This window comes from Candidatus Nitrosocosmicus franklandus, assembly GCF_900696045.1.
GTDB lineage: Archaea > Thermoproteota > Nitrososphaeria > Nitrososphaerales > Nitrososphaeraceae > Nitrosocosmicus > Nitrosocosmicus franklandus_A.
In genome coordinates, this window is record NZ_LR216287.1 from 996,707 (window position 1) to 1,016,163 (window position 19,457).

Annotated in this window: 18 protein-coding genes; 5 read left to right on the forward strand and 13 right to left on the reverse strand. The window is 32.8% G+C overall.

The window, feature by feature from the left end:
- Positions 1 to 25 precede the first annotated feature (25 nt).
- From NFRAN_RS04660 to NFRAN_RS04680, 5 genes are all read right to left on the reverse strand, one after another.
- The gene (locus NFRAN_RS04660; protein ID WP_134483356.1) at positions 26 to 811 is read right to left on the reverse strand and encodes a hypothetical protein; all 786 of its coding nucleotides are present in this window, start codon (positions 809 to 811) and stop codon (positions 26 to 28) included.
- Positions 812 to 1,068: 257 nt separating this feature from the next.
- A complete protein-coding gene (locus tag NFRAN_RS04665; protein WP_134483358.1) occupies positions 1,069 to 1,344 on the reverse strand; it encodes a hypothetical protein in 276 nt (91 codons plus the stop codon).
- 293 nt (positions 1,345 to 1,637) lie between these two features.
- On the reverse strand, positions 1,638 to 1,877 hold the full coding sequence (locus NFRAN_RS04670) for a hypothetical protein (RefSeq protein ID WP_134483360.1): 240 nt from the start codon (positions 1,875 to 1,877) through the stop codon (positions 1,638 to 1,640).
- A 158-nt stretch (positions 1,878 to 2,035) separates the two neighbouring features.
- The gene (locus NFRAN_RS04675; RefSeq protein ID WP_134483362.1) at positions 2,036 to 2,407 is read right to left on the reverse strand and encodes a hypothetical protein; all 372 of its coding nucleotides are present in this window, start codon (positions 2,405 to 2,407) and stop codon (positions 2,036 to 2,038) included.
- 534 nt (positions 2,408 to 2,941) lie between these two features.
- Positions 2,942 to 3,547, reverse strand: a complete 606-nt coding sequence (locus tag NFRAN_RS04680) for a DDE-type integrase/transposase/recombinase (protein ID WP_134483188.1) — start codon at positions 3,545 to 3,547, stop codon at positions 2,942 to 2,944.
- A gap of 596 nt (positions 3,548 to 4,143) precedes the next feature.
- Between NFRAN_RS04680 and NFRAN_RS04685 the strand changes: the two genes are divergently transcribed.
- The 3 genes from NFRAN_RS04685 to NFRAN_RS04695 all read left to right on the forward strand — a co-directional run bounded on the left by NFRAN_RS04685 (position 4,144) and on the right by NFRAN_RS04695 (position 7,374).
- The gene (locus NFRAN_RS04685; RefSeq protein WP_134483364.1) at positions 4,144 to 4,719 is read left to right on the forward strand and encodes a hypothetical protein; all 576 of its coding nucleotides are present in this window, start codon (positions 4,144 to 4,146) and stop codon (positions 4,717 to 4,719) included.
- A gap of 909 nt (positions 4,720 to 5,628) precedes the next feature.
- On the forward strand, positions 5,629 to 6,279 hold the full coding sequence (locus tag NFRAN_RS04690; protein ID WP_134483366.1) for a DUF47 domain-containing protein: 651 nt from the start codon (positions 5,629 to 5,631) through the stop codon (positions 6,277 to 6,279).
- A 96-nt stretch (positions 6,280 to 6,375) separates the two neighbouring features.
- Positions 6,376 to 7,374 (forward strand): inorganic phosphate transporter, encoded by a 999-nt coding sequence (locus NFRAN_RS04695; protein WP_197731125.1) that lies wholly within the window; start codon positions 6,376 to 6,378, stop codon positions 7,372 to 7,374.
- A gap of 315 nt (positions 7,375 to 7,689) precedes the next feature.
- Here the strand turns inward: NFRAN_RS04695 and NFRAN_RS04700 are convergent, their stop codons facing one another.
- Positions 7,690 to 8,034 carry a hypothetical protein gene (locus tag NFRAN_RS04700; RefSeq protein ID WP_172602124.1) on the reverse strand — a complete coding sequence of 115 codons (345 nt, stop codon included), beginning with the start codon at positions 8,032 to 8,034 and terminating at the stop codon, positions 7,690 to 7,692.
- A 591-nt stretch (positions 8,035 to 8,625) separates the two neighbouring features.
- Positions 8,626 to 9,267, reverse strand: coding sequence for a hypothetical protein (locus NFRAN_RS04705; RefSeq protein ID WP_145988022.1), 642 nt, complete (start codon positions 9,265 to 9,267; stop codon positions 8,626 to 8,628).
- 463 nt (positions 9,268 to 9,730) lie between these two features.
- Here NFRAN_RS04705 and NFRAN_RS04710 point away from each other — a divergent pair, with 463 nt between their 5' ends.
- Positions 9,731 to 10,216: a hypothetical protein gene (locus NFRAN_RS04710; protein WP_134483374.1), complete on the forward strand. Its 486-nt coding sequence runs from the start codon at positions 9,731 to 9,733 to the stop codon at positions 10,214 to 10,216.
- A 498-nt stretch (positions 10,217 to 10,714) separates the two neighbouring features.
- On the opposite strand, the gene NFRAN_RS04715 is transcribed toward NFRAN_RS04710, so the two are convergent.
- Entirely contained in the window at positions 10,715 to 10,999 is a 285-nt protein-coding gene (locus NFRAN_RS04715; RefSeq protein WP_134483376.1) for a hypothetical protein, read from the reverse strand.
- Positions 11,000 to 11,955: 956 nt separating this feature from the next.
- Entirely contained in the window at positions 11,956 to 12,780 is an 825-nt protein-coding gene (locus NFRAN_RS04720) for a hypothetical protein (protein WP_134483378.1), read from the reverse strand.
- Between the two features lie 1,779 nt (positions 12,781 to 14,559).
- Between NFRAN_RS04720 and NFRAN_RS04725 the strand changes: the two genes are divergently transcribed.
- Positions 14,560 to 15,825, forward strand: a complete 1,266-nt coding sequence (locus tag NFRAN_RS04725) for a hypothetical protein (RefSeq protein ID WP_134483379.1) — start codon at positions 14,560 to 14,562, stop codon at positions 15,823 to 15,825.
- A gap of 516 nt (positions 15,826 to 16,341) precedes the next feature.
- On the opposite strand, the gene NFRAN_RS04730 is transcribed toward NFRAN_RS04725, so the two are convergent.
- The 4 genes from NFRAN_RS04730 to NFRAN_RS04745 all read right to left on the reverse strand — a co-directional run bounded on the left by NFRAN_RS04730 (position 16,342) and on the right by NFRAN_RS04745 (position 19,433).
- Positions 16,342 to 16,971 (reverse strand): hypothetical protein, encoded by a 630-nt coding sequence (locus NFRAN_RS04730; RefSeq protein WP_134483381.1) that lies wholly within the window; start codon positions 16,969 to 16,971, stop codon positions 16,342 to 16,344.
- A 356-nt stretch (positions 16,972 to 17,327) separates the two neighbouring features.
- Positions 17,328 to 17,792, reverse strand: a complete 465-nt coding sequence (locus tag NFRAN_RS04735) for a hypothetical protein (RefSeq protein ID WP_134483383.1) — start codon at positions 17,790 to 17,792, stop codon at positions 17,328 to 17,330.
- Entirely contained in the window at positions 17,792 to 18,043 is a 252-nt protein-coding gene (locus tag NFRAN_RS04740; RefSeq protein ID WP_232037936.1) for a hypothetical protein, read from the reverse strand. The genes NFRAN_RS04735 and NFRAN_RS04740 overlap by 1 nt, the downstream gene beginning before the upstream one ends.
- A 1,081-nt stretch (positions 18,044 to 19,124) precedes the next feature.
- On the reverse strand, positions 19,125 to 19,433 hold the full coding sequence (locus NFRAN_RS04745; protein WP_134483387.1) for a hypothetical protein: 309 nt from the start codon (positions 19,431 to 19,433) through the stop codon (positions 19,125 to 19,127).
- Between the last annotated feature and the right edge of the window lie 24 nt (positions 19,434 to 19,457).

Here is a 19,457-nt window from a genome sequence, read left to right on the forward strand (position 1 = left end):
AGGGTGTCACCACGATTGATTCTTATCAAGTAACCCCATACCCATATTCTAGCTTTTGACCAAGAAGCATGTTGGTGTAAGCAAAATTGTTATTCATAATGGCATCGACATATCTTCCGAACATGGATCTTTCGATACACGAACCATGCATTGGATAAACCATATTTGGATCAAGTTCAACAAGTCTCTTTGTAGTTTTGCGTACTGGATCCTCACTTGCGAATATACCAACCGCCCGATAAAGTGAAATCATTGCTTCTGACAGATCATCTGATATTACCGGTTTGTTCATACCAGGCTGTATAAATAAATCAGAGGTAAACAGAGATTTTGTGTTTTCCTCAAAAATCATCATACTATCCCAATGATGAACATGAGGAGTCATAATGAATCTTAATGATTTTTTTCCTGTTTTTAGGACCTCGCCATCCCAAAAGGAAATATGGTCTACGGGTATATTATACCACCCAGTAAGATTCAGTTTAGAGCTGAGGTCACTACAAATAAGTCTAGCTTTAGGACTCTGCAGGAATTGCATCCCTCCCCATTCGTCACTTTCAAAGTGAAGGAATGCAACATACTCGAGTTTATCTAAAGGAATTACTTCCTTTACCTTATTCTCTATTTTTGGATACATACCCATCGGTCCAGTGTGGATTAAGGCGGGCCTAGCATCATCAATTAAGAACTGATTAAAAGTTATTCCATAGGTATCAACTAAACCACAAATTCGATAGATCCCATCACTTATTTCAGATATAAACACATCCACATCTTTTGGATTCAATATTGTTTTACTAACTTCAGGCATACATTCTATTGCCATAGGAGCTAAAAAAGCTTTAATTCTGAAAAAACTTTTGAATTTAAATCGAAATAGTTTGTTTTTTGCTCGAATATTAATTACGATTCTTACAGGCGTATGTTGGGTTGATAATATAACTACCCGAAAATATAATATTTAGATATTAAAAATCTGAACCGTCTAAGCATAACACAATTTATTGTCTAAAAAACCTGTTTTTGAATCAGTGGGCCACAAAGTAAACATCACTGCAAATAAAAAGATTATTCATCTTTTAAACCGATATTGGTAATCTTATCAGCATATTTTTTATACAACTGATCGATTACTCTAATCCTTTGTGTATGTTTACATTTCTTGGGGTTTCCAGCAGAATACAAGTATCCTTTACATGTGCAAAACCAATGATTGGTATCTTTAAGTTTATTTACCTTGTACCTCTCTCCTGTAGAAGCTGATTTCACATAATAGATATCCTCTTTATCATCATACTCTACTGATTTAGTGAAATCATTTCGCTTTACATAATTAGAATTCATTTTTTCAAAATTCCTTAATGTTAATACGCATAAAGAACATATTAATCTATTAGACATTTGAAATATCCTACGGACAGTGTTAACATGAAGTATCAGGTATCGATACTTTGATTTCAAATTCCATTTTGATTATAAGGAGAAGATACAGTTTTCAATTGTATGATAGCTACGGTCCCAGCGACAATTGAATTCTAGTCGCGTTTAGGAAAACCGCAAAAAGTTTGATCAATGATTTCCTAGAGAAAAGTCATCACAATTTATCATTTAACAACTTTTAATCAAGCGAACCTCGATCAAGCATTTAATTCCTCATCTTGAGTTTCTAGACTTGAATCCGTAATATTCTCTGATCCTACTCCATCTGAGTCAAATGTTCTCTGATTTTCCAAAGATGTAGAGGATTGTTCAATTTTTGATAATTTTTTCTTATTTGAACTCCTTGAAGCTTCTATAGTTTCATCTATTTTCTGTTGTTCGGGCATAACACCTGTAGTAGACCAAATAATATAAAACATATCAAAAATAATTGGCATCTAACAGATTGAGCTATAAAGTATTAGTAGTATTGATAGTAGCATAACCATACAATCCAAATTTCAAAATAAGGAGATAACCTCAAGACACATGATCTAAACATTTTCATCCAAACATTTTACACACTAACGGTAATGAAAAAAATAAACTACATCGTTTAGTTATCTAACCCCACTCCAACAACATCAAACTTCACCCCACAAAAAGGACAGAATTTTATTTGTTCAACTATGGGATTCTTACTGTTTTCGAAATGATAAAAAAGTTTTCTCCTTACCTCAAATACTCTTGGGTTTTTATCTAGATATAATTCTTCATTTGAAAATTCTTTGAACCCTTCACAACAAAACATCTGTTTTTTACCCTTTACAGCAGGAGCTGACATCCCCTCAGATTTCTCATTAACACCACACCAGTCACAACTAATCAAATATACCTTATCGTTTTTATCAAACCATAAATAGGACTTTTCATTGCCACATTTTTCACAGGATACAGTTAAATTCTCATAAAACTCGTAGTCATTCATCCGTTTTTAACCCCCCTAATTATTAAACGACCTCATAATTAATATCCTTCATTGTATACATCAACAAAAAATCGAGACAATATAGATAGCATTGATCACATCTTTTAATTGTCCGCTACATGTTAGATAAGAAATTTTTATGAAAATTAAAAAAAATCTGATTAGATATTGTTTTGTCCCTTCGTTGTTCCTTAAAGGTATATGATAGAGTTGTAAAATCATTGTCAGCGAATTTAAAGAACATGGAATAATGTGTCAAGTATTCTTTGGTTTCATCTGTTATGGAAAAGGTTCTTTCAATGCTTCATAACATTATCCAGAGCAATACAAGTAATAGTTACGAGATTGCAAGATAAAGTCGCGATGATTAAAATGAAATCACTTAGTGATTTAAAGATACCTCTTACCACAACTAAGCATAGAGCAATAATGCACATATAATAATTAGAAATCAGTCATTATGATCGCAACGAGTGTATCAAATTGATAATAATGTTAAAATCCCTGAGTGGTTGTTATAAAAGATGGCTCTGTTCAGTTAACATGTTTTATTTCATTGTTATGATAGTCTACAAAGAGCCGCAGCCAATTCCGTACATGCTTTAACTTGCAGTTCTTTATTCTACAAGGAAAGTAATCATCGAAACTTTCGGTTCTATCCTTGATATATTGCATCGTTCTTTCGATTACACTTTTCTCGTAAGAAGAATGAATATGGTGATCGAGTTTGAGAAACTGACAAGCCATGGGATACCAAGTCCCACCATCTGTAGAAACTGGGTGCTTTCCATGAACTTTGATCAAATTAGAAAGATATCTTTCTGCAACAAACATGTTTCTCTCTTTGGATATAGAAAGTGCGAGGATCTGTCTGTTTGCAGGCTCTATCGCCACCCAAAGCCAGATGTATTCTGACCCTACCTTCAACATTGTCTCGTCTACAATATATTCTAGAATTCTTCTTCTTGATGCTTTCAATTTTTGAGGCCTGTATTTTTGAATCCAATTCCAGATGGAGACATGGTTTCTTTTATACATCTGAGACAATCTTTCCGAGGCTTTTCTTAAAGATAAACCTGAAAAGTACAAATGTAAGCCATAATACACATACCTTGAAGGTGTTCTGTTTCTGCTAATCATAAAAGAAATAGGACATCTTCAAGCTATAGGTTTATCGTTAAATGAACAGAGCCTAAAAGATTATTTGCAAACTTTTTTACCATAATTATTGTCTTTTCTATTGGTCATTTCAATTTCAATATATTTGATATAGTTAAAGCACAAGAAATTGAATCTTTCGATACTCACCGTAGAGAAAAAATCTTCATCAGATTTTTTACTTTCGCATCCAAACAAAATAATTTCCAGTCATAATAATACAAAAGAAACAAACGAGATAATGATACTATATAATAGTAATATTATTAACGGTAACCTAAAATAACATACAATCATCAATAATCATAGGTAGTAATAACATTATATATAGTGAACAGTGACAGTTTATGTAAATATGAATTTCTGAAAACACATCCCAATTCCAATTTGATGGACCTTTCTGGCAAATATGTTATGCTGGGATTATTTGATATGCATGCACATATAGCAGGTGTTAAAAAAACTCTTTTAACCAAGAACATTCAAAAGATATGTTGAACAAGCTTTTAGCTTTTGGAATTACAACAATCAGAAATCCTCGCGGCCCTACTTAACAATCTGTTGACTGGAAAAATAATGTGTCCTCTGAAAAAGCCATGGCCCCTCAAATCTTTACGACTGGAAGGTTGTTGAGTTCACCAAACATCTCAATATCTTTTGTGGAAGCAAAAGTTAATTCAACGTTAGAGGTTGCTGAGAAGATATCTAATCAAGCAAATGAAGGAGTTGATTTTATCAAATTATACGTTGGACTAACACCTGATTTAGTAAAGGAAGCAATAAATAAATCCCACTCGTTGGAACTTAAAGTAATCGGTCATTTATTCTCTACAAGTTGGAAAGATGCAGCCAGCCACAACATCGATTTCTTAACTCACGCTGTACCAGTGAGTCCTTCCTTACTCTCATTTCAGGATAGGGAAAGATTTATTGAGTATGGAGATGACCCATTTAATCATTTCCTTTGGTTAGATCTAGTAAAGATTAATAGTAACGAATTAGATGAAATGATTGAATCCTTGGTCGAAAATAATATCTATGTCGATCCTACATTGAGTGTGTATGAAGCTATGGTCAAAGATAATTTCGAAGGTAATCAACACCTATGGACCAAAGTCTTGCAGTTAACAAAAAAATGCACGGTAGTAGAGTAAAGCTTTTGGCCGGCACCGACATTCTAAATTTTGAACTTGAAACAGGTAAGCCTACATCATGAATTGGAATTGCTCCAAGATGTAGGATACCTTTACTTGACATTATTCAGATTCCCACTAAAAATGCCGCTGAGGCCTTAGGCATTCTAACTCTACAGGAACGATTGATAAGGACAAACAGGCAGATTTGCTGATTCTCTCATCTAATCCTCTGGAAAATATCAGTAGTATCAAGGATATCGAAATGGTAATCAATAATGGCAAAATTAGAGACAATAGTTTGTTACCAAATTAAATATTTATTACAAGAACTCATTTGTATTTAGGCTTTAACAAAGAAAAACAGATACCGGGATTTGTACAAGTTGAAAAATCATTGTATGGATTTATTGTTAAAACAAAGTAGCATGACCTGAACCCAAATTCTATCCCCTCGTATGAATGATTATTGTTTTACTATCCTTTCTTAATGGCAAGTTAATATTTTTCGATTCATCTTATTGAAGGGGGAAAATGATACATATTTTGAATAGTCTTTTTATGTATTTCTAAAATGAAAATCAAAAATACGTCTTTTTTCCCGGGTTAGAATATTTCAAATTCAAAAGACCCGAATTAATGGTAGAAAAGGCCATACTTTAGAAGAAGCAATACAATTAGATTAATACAAGAAGCTTTTTAATCATGAATCAGTTTTAAACCATGGTGATTAGCTTGGTTGTTAAATTTAGATCAGCTGGTTTCAGGTCTTTTATTCAACTTAACGATCAGGGCAAAAGACCAGAGGCCCATCCCCTTTCATTCATCATTATTTATTACCAAATTATACACAATTTTTGAATAAGGTATTGATAAGTTGTATTATTAATGAGATAAAGATAAATGGTTAATTACCTTTTCCTACTTTAGGTGGTTTCCAACAAATGGCTTTCATGGATAAAAGGGAATGATAAAACGATTCTCCAGTTATTAGAGAAACAATCATCAAACTTAGTTGTTGCTTCAAATTATCTAGTAGAACTTGTAATAGAAAGTCAGGAAAAAAATATTTGCGAAGAAAAAGTTTCATTGATTAAAAAACTGGAACACGAAGGGGATAATATTACGCATTCATTGTTTGTTACCCTATTTCAAACATTTGTGACCACTCTAGATAGAGAGGATATTGCCGCTCTTGTCAGTGCAATAGATGAAGTACTTGATTATGCAGAAGGAATAGCTGATCGCATATTACTTTTCAACATGAGGAATCCTACTATCCATATGATAAATCTGTCAGAAATCCTACATTTAGCCACTGAAGAAATACACTTGATTACAAGAATCTTAGATCAAAAGAAAAACGTATCTGTGTTGTTACCTCATTCCAAAAACCTCAAGAAATATGAACAACAAGCCGATAGTGTATATAGAAAGGCAATAGCAGAATTATTCGAAAGAAATGATAATGCCATCGAAGTAATAAAATTCAAAGAAATATACGAGAATTTCGAGTCATCGTTGGATAAATGTCAAGACGTGGCAGATATTGTAGAGAATATTGTATTAAAGTATGGATAATAGACAATTTCATGTTTTATTAAAAATTTAAATTCAAAACACAAAAAGATATAATTCATCAACCAGTTCAGATAAAGCACATACATGGGAGAGGAATTGCTATACATAACTTTTGCAGCAGTTGTCTCTGCCCTCATCTTTGATTTCGTCAATGGTTTTCATGATGCCGCAAATGCAATAGCTACAGTGGTAGGCAGTAGAATACTAAAACCACTACAAGCTGTGACAATCAGTTCTATTACAAATTTCGTTGGTCCTTTTATTTTTGGAACTGCCGTTGCTGCAACCATTGGAAAAGGAATTATCAACCCTGAATTTGCTACTACTGAGGTAATTTTTGCAGGACTGATTGGAGCAATAGTGTGGAATTTGATAACATGGTATGTTGGTTTGCCTTCTTCAAGTAGTCACGCGCTAATAGGAGGATTGCTTGGTTCTGCATTGCTTTCAGGTGGAATGCAATCTGTGGTTGTAGAAGGTACTATAAAGACCATAATCTTTATAGTTGTCTCACCCACTATGGGATTTTTAACGGCATTCTTTTTGGTTATGTTCTTGATATTTATTTTTAAAAGAAAGAGAGCACAGATTGTCAATAAGATATTTGGTAGATTGCAGATATGCTCATCGATATTTTTTTCCTTAACCCATGGTGCAAACGACGGCCAAAAAACTATGGGTGTTATAACCGCCTTACTTGTAGCCGGAGGCTTCCTACAGTCTGACGAATTTACTGTACCTATTTGGGTGATATTTAGCGCAGCACTGGCTTTGGGATTAGGAACATTTTTTGGTGGATGGAGAATAGTGAAAACAATGGCATTCAAGTTAACAGACTTGAAACCCTATCAGGGCTTTTGTGCCGAAACTGGGGGTGGAGTAATACTAGCATTAATGGCCTGGCTTGGTATACCAGTAAGTACTACTCATGCCATTTCAGGGGCAATAATGGGAGTTGGAGCATCTCGAAGATTGTCTGCCGTGAGGTGGAATATAGGAAGGAGGATCATTTTTGCTTGGATCGTAACTATTCCTGCGAGTGCTACGATAGCTGCTCTAACACTTTTTTTATTTGATTTCATTTCAAGTACTTGATATGATATATCCCACGTTAGGAAAATAAAGTAGTGCTATAGCTATTATACTGTAGTAGAAGAAGGCCGCTAAATATAAAAAGACATTCCTAGTAATGTTTAATCCAATTAGAAAATACAAGAAGGCAAGGCAACATGTCAACTAGATGACATATTTAACACTCGCAAGGAAAAACAAATCCAATGAAATTAGATGCATGGCCATGCATGCAAAAAATCGAATATTTTACAAAAAATAGAAGATTAAACTCCTTGTTTTACCATATTTGAGACTTTTATATCGTCTTCGGTTGGAATGGAAAATCGATGAACTCGATTACTCGTATATTGTGGCAGAGAATACGGTAAAAACCGGGACATTCCAATTACCACTCGGTGATGGAGGTGGGCTAAGTAGGAACGACACTTCTGATACTACTAGATAGTTATTTTGAAAAGAGGTCAGAAATGTATTACATAGGTTAGAATCTGAACTTAATAACACAACCATACTTGGAGGAGAATCTGTAAGTTGCATGGTTACACTACAGCCAATGGTATTTTGAAATTGATAGTTCTCTATATTGACTACATGACCACCTAGCATTCCATGTAGCTGGGCAAAAGACGGTTCGATATGACCTGGTACAAAAAAAACAAAAGTCAACAGAGAAGACATCAAACTAAATTTGAAAAACAAACGAGTGTTCATAAATACTATGACATTTAAATTGAAATATTTAAAGATATAATATAGTCAATCAAACCCAATTGAAAGGAAAATTGTGCTCCAGTTAGTATCCAAGATGTTTAATTTATTATTGAACTAGATTTGCAAGTTGATTTCATCATAAACATAATCATTTAGTCACATCAACAGTTATATGCAATTTGACAGGTGTTATTAAAGAACTTGCATTAAAATGTTTACAGAATTAAGCTAGTTATGCAGATCAAGATTAATATCTATGGCTATTATGGTTAACATTCTGGGATTAATCCTTATCGCGCCAATTGCAATAATTGTTTTACAATATATAAATGACAATATAGATATTTATTGAGATGCATTAATATAAAAAAAGGAGATAGAGTTACGTCAGTCCGGAATTATAGTGTCTAGTTTAGCATAGCCTTCTGGGTAATCTGAGTTCATACTTCCTTGTCTTGAACAGCATTTTCGATTCTGAAGAGCTTTTTGTTTGAGTGAAAGGGCTAGGAAATATTGATACTCAAGCTAACGAATTAACAGCGTAACAACCCTTATCCAATATTAATTCGCAGACTGATTCTGTAATGGCTGACTCATCATAGACATATTTCCAGAATCAATTTTTAATGCACTCATTGTATTTTGTACCATGATAGGAATCCATTTGTCCATAAAGGCAGAATCCTGAGACATCATATTTGTAAATTCCATTTCCTTTTCAGGAGTTTGTACTATACCATAAATCGGAGTATCACCAAAGTGATCGTTGATCTTTGATGGATCCATGGATATGGCCATAGTATTATTATTACTTATTGTCCATGTAGTTGGCACATTAGAAACAGGACCATCCCTCATAGTTACGGTTATGGATCCTTCCATAATTGTATTATTACCTTCCATTCTTACATCTTCAAGAGTTGCATTAGAAATCTGATGCATATGGTATGCAGTTCCATTTTTTAAAACCATACTAAATGTAGCATGAAAACCCGAATCTGAGAGGTTTGAAGGATTGCTATAACCCATATAACCACCAGCTAAAATCCAGTCGTTATTCAAACTTGCAATGGGACCGTAGCCATATTCATAATCATTCATAGGTGCCAATGATGCATAAGCATCTGCTCCTGCCAAAGATAATATACATCCAGCGATCACAAATGATGTGAGAATTTTTAATGATTTTATGTGATAGATCACACAAATATACTATTGCACACAGTTAATTAAGGTTTATAACCCAATGGTATTATCCAACTAAGACCTGGATATGAAATATAGATAAAGGATTGACAGATATCTTCCTAGAATACTAAATCGTGTTAGGATCAGTAAGAACTTCCTCGGTTATGAATTTGACCGAAATTCAAGGTCACGGGATATGTAGGGCAGACATAATGACACTTGAGCTTTGCGATTTTGTTCACAAATTAGTATACGTATATCATAGCACACACATAGCTTGTATCTTTCCACAAACATACCAGATTGAAGCTCATGCGGGATCGATAATGATTGCTTTTGTTGCTGAAAAATGAAATCTAATAACCATCAAACTTTTTGCAGTAAGAACAGAATTGCATGATATCTTTATATTCAACATTTTTTGAACTAGTTTATGCTAATCAATTTAAAGATAGTTATTATACTTGGAGTCCTTCTAGTGTCAAGTAGTCTGATTTTTTGTGCTTCCACACCAACAGTGATAGCACAGTCAAATTACAACATCAAAGTTGCAAAAACTACAGAAGCCGACTTTACCGTTACCGATGGAGCTAGTTATGTAGGCACATATTTTGAAACAACATACACGATGACTGGTACAGCAACTGATTTTATCAATGCTAAAGATACGTTAATAACATCGATACTCGATGATTTTAACAAATCCTCTACAATCGGATATGTAAAAATTAACAGTACAGTCGCTCAGGCGAATAATAATAGTATTACCGAGATTGCTAATCCATTTGCAAGTAAGGAACAAATCGATCAAAAGGTAAAATCAGTGCTAGCATATGCTTTAGACAAGATTGAAAATCCCATAGGCATTACACCCGACATTGGAGATTCAAGACAGATCAAATGTGTATTCGGAAACGTGCTAGACGACTTTTGGTGCGACATTCCAACATTTGTTACTAGATAAGGGAATTATAACACTATAGGATATTTCATGATCCTTTTAATTTGTTGATTGTTAGCTTTTATCACGCAGAGGGATTATACACTCTAAATTAATCAATTATTACTGAGAATATTATTTAATGGAATTGGTTTAACTGTATTAATAAATCTATAATTTATGAATAAATGATTCTATTCAATTACTACATGGCATATCTGTTTATTGGGGAGGGTCATCAAATTCGATTAAAGAATTAGACTTCATTATATAATAATTCGTAAAAAAGAGGACATCATATTAGATACTGCTACACAGATCACAAAGGCACCAAAAAAAGTATAATAAAAAAACATGGATGTTTTAAAGAAATGTGTGAAAATGGGTACTACCACACTTTACACTAAACGTACGAAAAAATTAGTTATTTAGCAATACTCTTATGACAAGTGCATCGGGACAACTCAAGAATAACTTACCCTTTTTCTAATTTAAAGAAAAGAGATTTGGTATCATATACTGCTATTGTCCAAATGTATTGTACCCAGTATTTTCAGCATCTGATAAATCTCCAGAGTTACAAGAGTTTATGATACTAGCTGTAGGAGAATGGCATTGAGCATTTTGCAAAGAAGAAGAGGTTTGAGAAGTCGTTGAAGAAGAGGCTTGTTCTTCCTCACCTGTTCCAAAGAGATTGAAACCAAAAAAGGCAAAAGCACTATTATTGTCTAAAAGCATGATCGAACTCAGTGTGAAAGATGCAACAAAGGTATAAACCAACGTTTTACTAATATTTTTCTTATTCATGATTTAATATAGCTAATAAGATATATTCGAGTTAGTTCAATTGATACTGAATTAATTCCATAGTTATCTTTATTGTAATTTTCTTATGCTACAATGATTTAATCGGTTAATGTATTGTTAGTTTATTCGACAAAATTGAATTTGAGTAAAGAATGAAGGTATTGATGTATTTGGATTGTGATGTTAATTAGGTTACTTGGATTCGCTTAGATCAGGAGATTATTCCCAAGGATATGGAAGACTGCATAGGATAAGAAATGCTGCAAGTAGACGTGCGATAGCATTTTACATATCTATGTTTTTGAACAAATCTGAATTGCTAGCTACTTCAAGACTTTTTTCATAATCGACAACTCGATTGTTTGTAATGATGATTATGTCGATATTAAATGCATATATATACTACACAGCATAGTAACAATACTCGTCACAGAAATGAATCGCTAGATCATTGCATAGATATTTAGAAGACGATAGGAAGTATCACATTTACGTAGGAAATAAAAAATATAGATATCTAGGCAGCAATAGGTTCTTCTTCTGCACTTTTAGGTTCAGTGCGTTGTATTATCTTTTTTTCCTGTTCTTTTTTTAGGGGTAATTCATAGTCACAACACATAAAATAATTAAGCAAACATCATTTATAATCTTAACAAGTATTTGACCAAGTTTATTTGCAAGAATCAATAACTATTATGTGTGTATACATCTGGTTTGTACTAAATAGTTAATTTATCCAGCATCCACTCAGTCAATTGCCGAACACCTCATACCCGTTTGAATAAGCTATGAAAAATTAGATACTATTTTGGTATTTTAGTGATATTCGAGCATTAGTAGGTAAAGTTGAATTGAACAGCATTGTCAAATGTCCAGACATCGTTACAATACACCTAAAAACCATAATATGGTTAACTTTCGTAGAAATTACCTTATGTATTAAATGTATAAAAAAATTATTTTAAGAAGGGCTTGAAATCCACTAGTCCGGGAATATCCAACAAATCTATTTCATCTGCCATTTTAGCAGCCAGATCAGTTTCCCCATCAACGTTCATACACTTATCGTAAAACACACAGTGCATGCACTTGCTGTTTCTCAAATTCCTGTTGATCCGAGGAAGTATAGACACATCATTTTGGTTAAGGGCCTTTACAAAAAGATTCTTTCTTCGAATCATTTCGTTTTTTAAAAGTTCCCTAGCTATATCGTCTTTAGGCAATAAAACTGACCAGCTTTCGATGCGAGGACCTTTACCATCGAAAGGTCTGAAAAAATAATCCCCTTTTTCATCTGATTTGATCCACCTCATTTCCCTATTGCTGTACCTAATTGATATGATCCCTTTTTCTATACCGGTTATGGTCAAATAGTAAAGTAACTGTCTAAGATACGACCTGAATCGTTGATCTGTGATATCCAATCTTACTGTACTCTGAGTATCCTTTAATTCGATTATTACATCTCTGTCCAAAATATCTGGATGTGCTATTAAACCGTCGAATTCCAGATCAGCTTGTGCTACACCCATATTGGCGAGATCTGTAATGACGAATTCACTGGACTCTCCCCTAATAAAATGATGGATAGATTCGTCTGTTATCATTTCATAGTCCGGAAATTTTCGGCCGTAATACTGTTTCCTGAGACAAGATGACGGCAGGATATCTGATACATGCACTGCCTCATCTTCCGTTCTTCTTCTTTTTTCATATCTTGCTCGAAGGGAGCTCTGCAATAAAGTTGTAAAGTCTTGATCAGAACGTATAACGATGGTCATTGCAATATCTGATGATCTTCAATGAAAAACATGGCTATTAAACGTAATTGTCATCCTTTTCTAACACCCTTTTATACTCACCTTGGTCTATCCAAGAAAGAATTTGGAACACAACTATACAACAGAATGGTTATATTTGTAAAGAGGAGATTATATTAGTATCACCAGACGCATTTATGTTAGGTCGAACCCTTACATATTAGAAAACACTATTTATGCAGTTCTCCTCGATTAGAATTTGAAGATATGTTGAAGTATCATAATCGATTGATTTATGAATTCATATGATTTTGATAGTCATTCTTTAAATAAAATGTTGACAAAAGATCAGTAAAAAGGATGACCCGGGTTTCTGTTCCGTTCACCGAAGGTCATTATTGAGGTAGAGAAGAAAGGCCAAACACGGAGCTGGCCGATAACAGCTTCTCTATCACAGTATAAATATTGTATAGCTTGTAAATCACTGAAGAATATAGCAATATTTTGTTGATTACAGACAGATTCTGTTTCTTAATTTACGACCTATTGCGAAATATGAATCGCACTTTGATATTCAGATCAATAACCTTCAAATAACTAATCCTAGGGACTCTTCTGAAGACATCTGATTGCTAGTTGACCTAATCGATGTACATTGAATAGAATAAATACATTATCTTTGCAAATATTCTTACAGACTATGTCCCAAAGAATGAGAAATTCATCGTAATTCTTTTCTTCACTCTCGTTTCGTTCCAAATCGAGTTTAAGAAAATATTTCAATTATCATGTGTACGACACAGAGTTTTTCAAACATACTTATCATATTGTACAAGTAAATCCACTTCCACCTTTGATAGTTGTTGTAGTTTGGTATTTAGACATATTGGAGATCTTGATTTACTTTAGAATACCAGTGTAATAATTTACTTAAGTTATTCAATCGAAACTTTGTTTACGTTATTAAGATACCTATACGGGGTAAAAATGACAAAAGATGCTAATTAATAATAAATCTCACTTGTAATCAAAATAACATTAGTTCTCCCAAACATCCCGGAGAGTATCAAACCCTCCTCTGTAATAATGAAAACCGGTATCTTTTCTATTACGATTTCGATTATTAATATTAATAGATTTTGAACTCAATCCATTTATAGAATCATCTTACAGTATACCGAACTTATTATCTTATTGGAATCGTCATTAGTATTAGGACATGACCTAGGTATTAACTTTTCATAAATTTGCATCATCTTATCTTCAATATCCTTTTAGGAGGAAACAAGAGAATATAGATAATTAGTACTCAGAACAGTACGTTCACAACGATCAAATTCAAATTCTCCAAGTTTGATCATATCTATCTTGGCTCATGAATAAGCCTTGGTATACTCTAGATAGAGGCTATGTACCCATTCTTGCTCCTTATGTGAGGCTAGCTTAGTGTTTACATCATTAGTAAAAGTGGCAATAACTCTTTCTTAATAATTACGACATAATATATTACTGTAAAATTCATGAAAAAATAATCATCCACTAATTTCTTTAGCGTGGAATATAAAAAGGATTATTGTCTAGAAAATAACCTATTTGATACTATCATCATCTATTGATATTTGAGGTAGGATCTCTCGGAGAAAAGAGTTGGTTAAACATCAGGAACTTATAGTTATTTAAAAAACACAAATACGTTTACTACAAAGACTCCCTATAACACAATAAAGCAAGAAAGGATAGTTCCTCAGAGTATGCACCAATAGACAATTTAAAAGCCATTATTGGCTTTTATTCTGTTATATGAATATTACCCCTCTGTTAGGTCCAAACGGCAAAATACCTATTTTAATACGAGATGATGATACAAATTTTTTCACTAAAAGCAGCATGCTTGAATCAATTTACTCCCAAGCATGGAATAGTCAATTCAAAGTCGGATTATCCGTGATTCCCTATCAAAAGACAATTAATGATGTTTGTGTACCTCCTGATGTCAGGAATTGCCAAAAGCATAGTTCCATTGAAAACAACGAAGAATTGTGCAGATTTTTAAAAGAAAAAATCAAATGCAATAAGATTGAAATCATCCAACACGGGGTTACCCATGATTTAATCGATGGTAGAGGAGAGTTCAGTTATAAGATTGAGGAAAAGAAAGAGGAATTTGTGAATAGAGCTATAAGAGAGACATTTACCAATTATTATAACTCATTGAATACTCGCGAAAATGAAAAGCATATCAATATGGGATTTGAATCATATGTGAATATTGGAAGACATATAATAAGAAAATCCCTGGACATAGATCCAATTTTATTTGTTCCTCCATTTGATGACTGTTCTATACAGAATCTAAAAAAACTCACAAACCTCGGCATGATTCCTATCTATGGACAATCAAATTATCACAGATTTTTCAGATCAGCATATGTTCCCAATTATTTTAAAAAGTATTTCGCAAAAAAGCTTTTAGAAAAATTTGCCAAAAAAGGATTTATTATTCCCCTTATAATGTCTAACGCCGATTATTGTTATACTGAATGTAATCAGGGAATAATGTTATATATCCCCAGGAGACTAAAAATAAATCCGATATCAAATTCTCAAATTAATGCAAATAAAGATAAAGTAACTCCACAGTCATTTGTAAAATGGATATCCAATACCATTGATTATTCTGTAGTTAAAAGGACACCCATTTGTATTTTAAACCACTATCATCATTATTTTTATGATTGGAATCATGATTCAAGTACCAGAAAGAACTTGTTTGAACAATGGAATCAGATCCTACATTTGCTCAATAAAATGCCCTTTTCATGGAACACTACTTTCCTAGATCTATATCAGAGAATAAGAAAGATAAAAAAAATTAATGTTGCAATAACAGGTCATAAAATAACCATACAATCACCCGACGAGACCATTGACGAAATGTCATTTAAAGTAGATAAGGCATTACAGCCAGCAAAGGGAAAAAACGTAATTAATGACGAACAGGATAAGACAATATTTACCGTTAGTCAATTAAACCCTAATTCCGAATTTGTTTTTTATTTAAAATAGCTAACAAAGTTAAATATTGTTCATCATGTCGTTGGTTAATCTTGCAAACTCTTTTTACTATTTAGATTTAATACAATAATGAACCTCATTATAATACAATCATTGAATTTTCTCTATTGGCAAAACAAATGGAAAATGATGCCACATATTTTTCCTATTAATTTGTAAAATAAAGCAAGACTATCCATAAGATAAAAAAATGTAAAAAATGTTATTTGGTATCATTACCATACTGGATTGACCATATGACAATAACTAAAACAAAAGATTCCAGATCATTAGAATGACAATACATCTAATATGGTATCGATCGGTTGTTTGTTATCGCGCATGTCTTAATCAACAGTTATCATTTAACTATCTAACTAACTCAGCATTTAAGACCTACTTGGAAAAACAAAAGGATATGGAAATCTAATATTTGATCTACTGTAGGTACTGGGAATATGGATTTTCCGGTCTATTGAAACTATGAAAATATGTTCCTACTGTTAATGGGTTTTTTGTAATTGATGATCAGTGCCAGGGCCCAACACCATTGTTACCACCATGACCATGGAATCCCCATGGCCCTTTCCAATGTCCAAACCCGAATGGTTTATGATTTTGTACTGCACCTTTGCCGTATCCGTATTCACTTGTAAATCCAGGGATTATGTGCCATCCTGTACTTTGATCACTTGATTTGTTAAAAAAATCTCTAAACTGTACGCCGTCTGATTTGTATAACACGGCCCCATTTCCTGAATCAATAATCGTCTTATATGCGGTATGATTCACGGAATTTATTGAGAAGAATTTGTATACCAAATATCCTTGATCCACATCTAAATGACCACCCAACAAAATGGTATCATTATTAGCCTGTCGTGTAACGATTTCGGCCGCTTCAACAAAAGATGTTTTGAGATCATTTTCGATGGCAGCTTGTGCCTTTTCGAAGACGTTTATGGAACCATTAATTTTTGGTATTTGATCAACAAGGTCTCCTTCTCTCTCAATAGAAGATACATATGACTTCTGAAGTGCTGAAACAAATGATATTAGCGGGTTTGCCAAAATAACTCCTGTAATAGTAACTGCAGTTATGATAAGTACAGGTAGTATCACATTGGTCTTTGATTTGTCTGAATTTGATTTTGACATTTTGATATATTACAATGTTATTATTATAACCATTGTTTACCTTTGATACGTAACTTAGTTACTTGATGACTCGAGTAGTTTTTGAATAGATCTCTGTTTGCTGCAGATTGTCAAGACGAAACATATTGGAAGAATTGCTGAAAGGAATAAGAAATACCAAAAACAATGATATTATCCAGACAAGCACACCTTCATTAGAAACATTTGTAAAAAAATGAACAAGGAGATCTTTTTATCTTGAAAAAAGTCAATTAGAAATTTTATTTTAGGTATTTCCTAGTTATCATCCAAATACAAAAACATACTACGAAGAATTATTAATAATAACAATTAATCGGATAAAAGAATAAAATAAATTATTCAGATTGAGATTTGTCATCCTTTTCTAGTTCTTCGTCAATTTTCTTCTGCAATTCTTTGTATTTTTTATATCTTTTGTCCCATTTTGAGAGAACAATCCATTGTCTAATTCCTATTCCCAGCCACACAAGTACAATTACTATTGGAATCAATGGCAGGAATCTAAACTGAGGATTGAAATCAGAGTCAGCGGTAGAATGGGGATTTGATTCGTTAGTCCAAGGCCTGTGGTCTACCCAGCTGCCATAGTTATTATTATCATCATGAAATGGAAATCCAAAAAAAATAAAAGATAGCATAAATGCTATTGGAGGAATAATCATAATTGTAAGCAACATTATAATAAACAGTTTTTTTGTTTTGTTTAATTGATCAATTATTCCATCCATTATGAAAAAAATGCTAGAATCAGCTCTTTTATCATTACCATTATCTTCTTTCCTTTCGCCAGAGTTATTCATTAACCCATTTGCTCCCGTTCATTTCTTGGAAATAGTTCCTCATATGGAGCCAAGATCTCATTTAGAATCAACCTTCCTTTTTCTGAAATTTTGTAATTGATTATAACTTTACTACCCCATGTTTCTTCCATTCTAATTATCAAACCTTTGTGAACCATATCATCCAAAATCTCTTTGTGTTTTACATTATTCAATCCACAATAGCTCATGAGTTTGCTCTGATTAATTTCACTATATTCACAAAGTTTCAAGAGGATATCCTTCCTGATAAATATTCGATCTCGATATTCATGAACCACAATGACTCATCAATAATACACTGCAAAGTCCTTTTCAGTTGTACTTGGGATATCTCTTTCTCCACAAGGATTGTTTTCCGGAATTAGTTCATGAAGCATATTTGGCAATTTGCATATTTTCATTTGGCAATACGTAGTTTATGTACAGAATCCTTAATTAAATACTTTAGGTAACAAAGTTACATCTCATAGATCTGTTATGTCTAACATACTCAGTAACAAAGTTTACACAAAATAGAACTTGACTAGATATTGAAAAATTTATGACACGAAGTCAACCCTCGACTCTACTGCTAGTGGATCGTTATTAAAAGGGCCTCGATTAATGAGGTTTTCTTAGAATCATTTGAATTTATTTGACCAGTACACCTGTACTACGATTGCTATTACCGAACAAACAAATATTATCAATACTTACAAATCAATAAATAAGGTAATGACAAAACCGCAAAAATTAATTTCAGATCTAGATAACAAACCAGTTTATGGATCCATAACCATAGTTGAGAATACTAACGAGTAAGTCAGGCTATAATTTAGAAATACAGGTTATTATTACTAAACTACTTTTATGAACTATAATAAAGAACATCTTATTTTTTTTATTTGGTTAATCTATTTAGAAATAATAAGAATCAAGTTCACAACTGTGTTAGGATACTGCTGGAGTTGAGGGTGCGAAGTTCTACATACTCTTTATAAATGTAGATCGTTCTTTTCTAAAAGTACTATAAGAGTTACTATATATGAATTTGAATCAGCCAATACTAACATCATATGATTGAGAAACTATATTACAACATTACAACCTATGGAATGTGATACTATTCTTATTTTTGTTAAAGAAAAATGTAGTAGTAACCTGATCCCGGAATCTTGAACTAGCTGTTAATTTATATTTTCTATGCTATTTCGTAACTTTAAAGAGATAGATCAAAATACACAATAATAATACAAAATATTTGTAAGGTTAATGAAAAAAAATAAGTGTCACTCTTACTTGTATTTTATTTTGTTCCCAAATAATATAACATTAATGATAAAATCGTAGCATTATAGTTGTCAAAGTCGGATTTGGTACATCGATTATTATAGCCTTATGTAAACGTAATCGGTATTTTCTCATTTGTAAATAATTAATAATTTTTACAATTGTAGATGCATGCATTCTATAGCAATAGGCAATTATCTCAGAAGGTTTGTATCCATCTATTATCTTGATAACTGTATCAAAATCATAAACTCCAGAATATGTCTGGTATAAACGCACTGGGCCTTTTAGCCCGAACAAATCTTCTCCCGTATAAGGATAGTTTGTTAAACAAGCCTCGTGAATAATCATACTCTCTCCTATACCCAATTATTC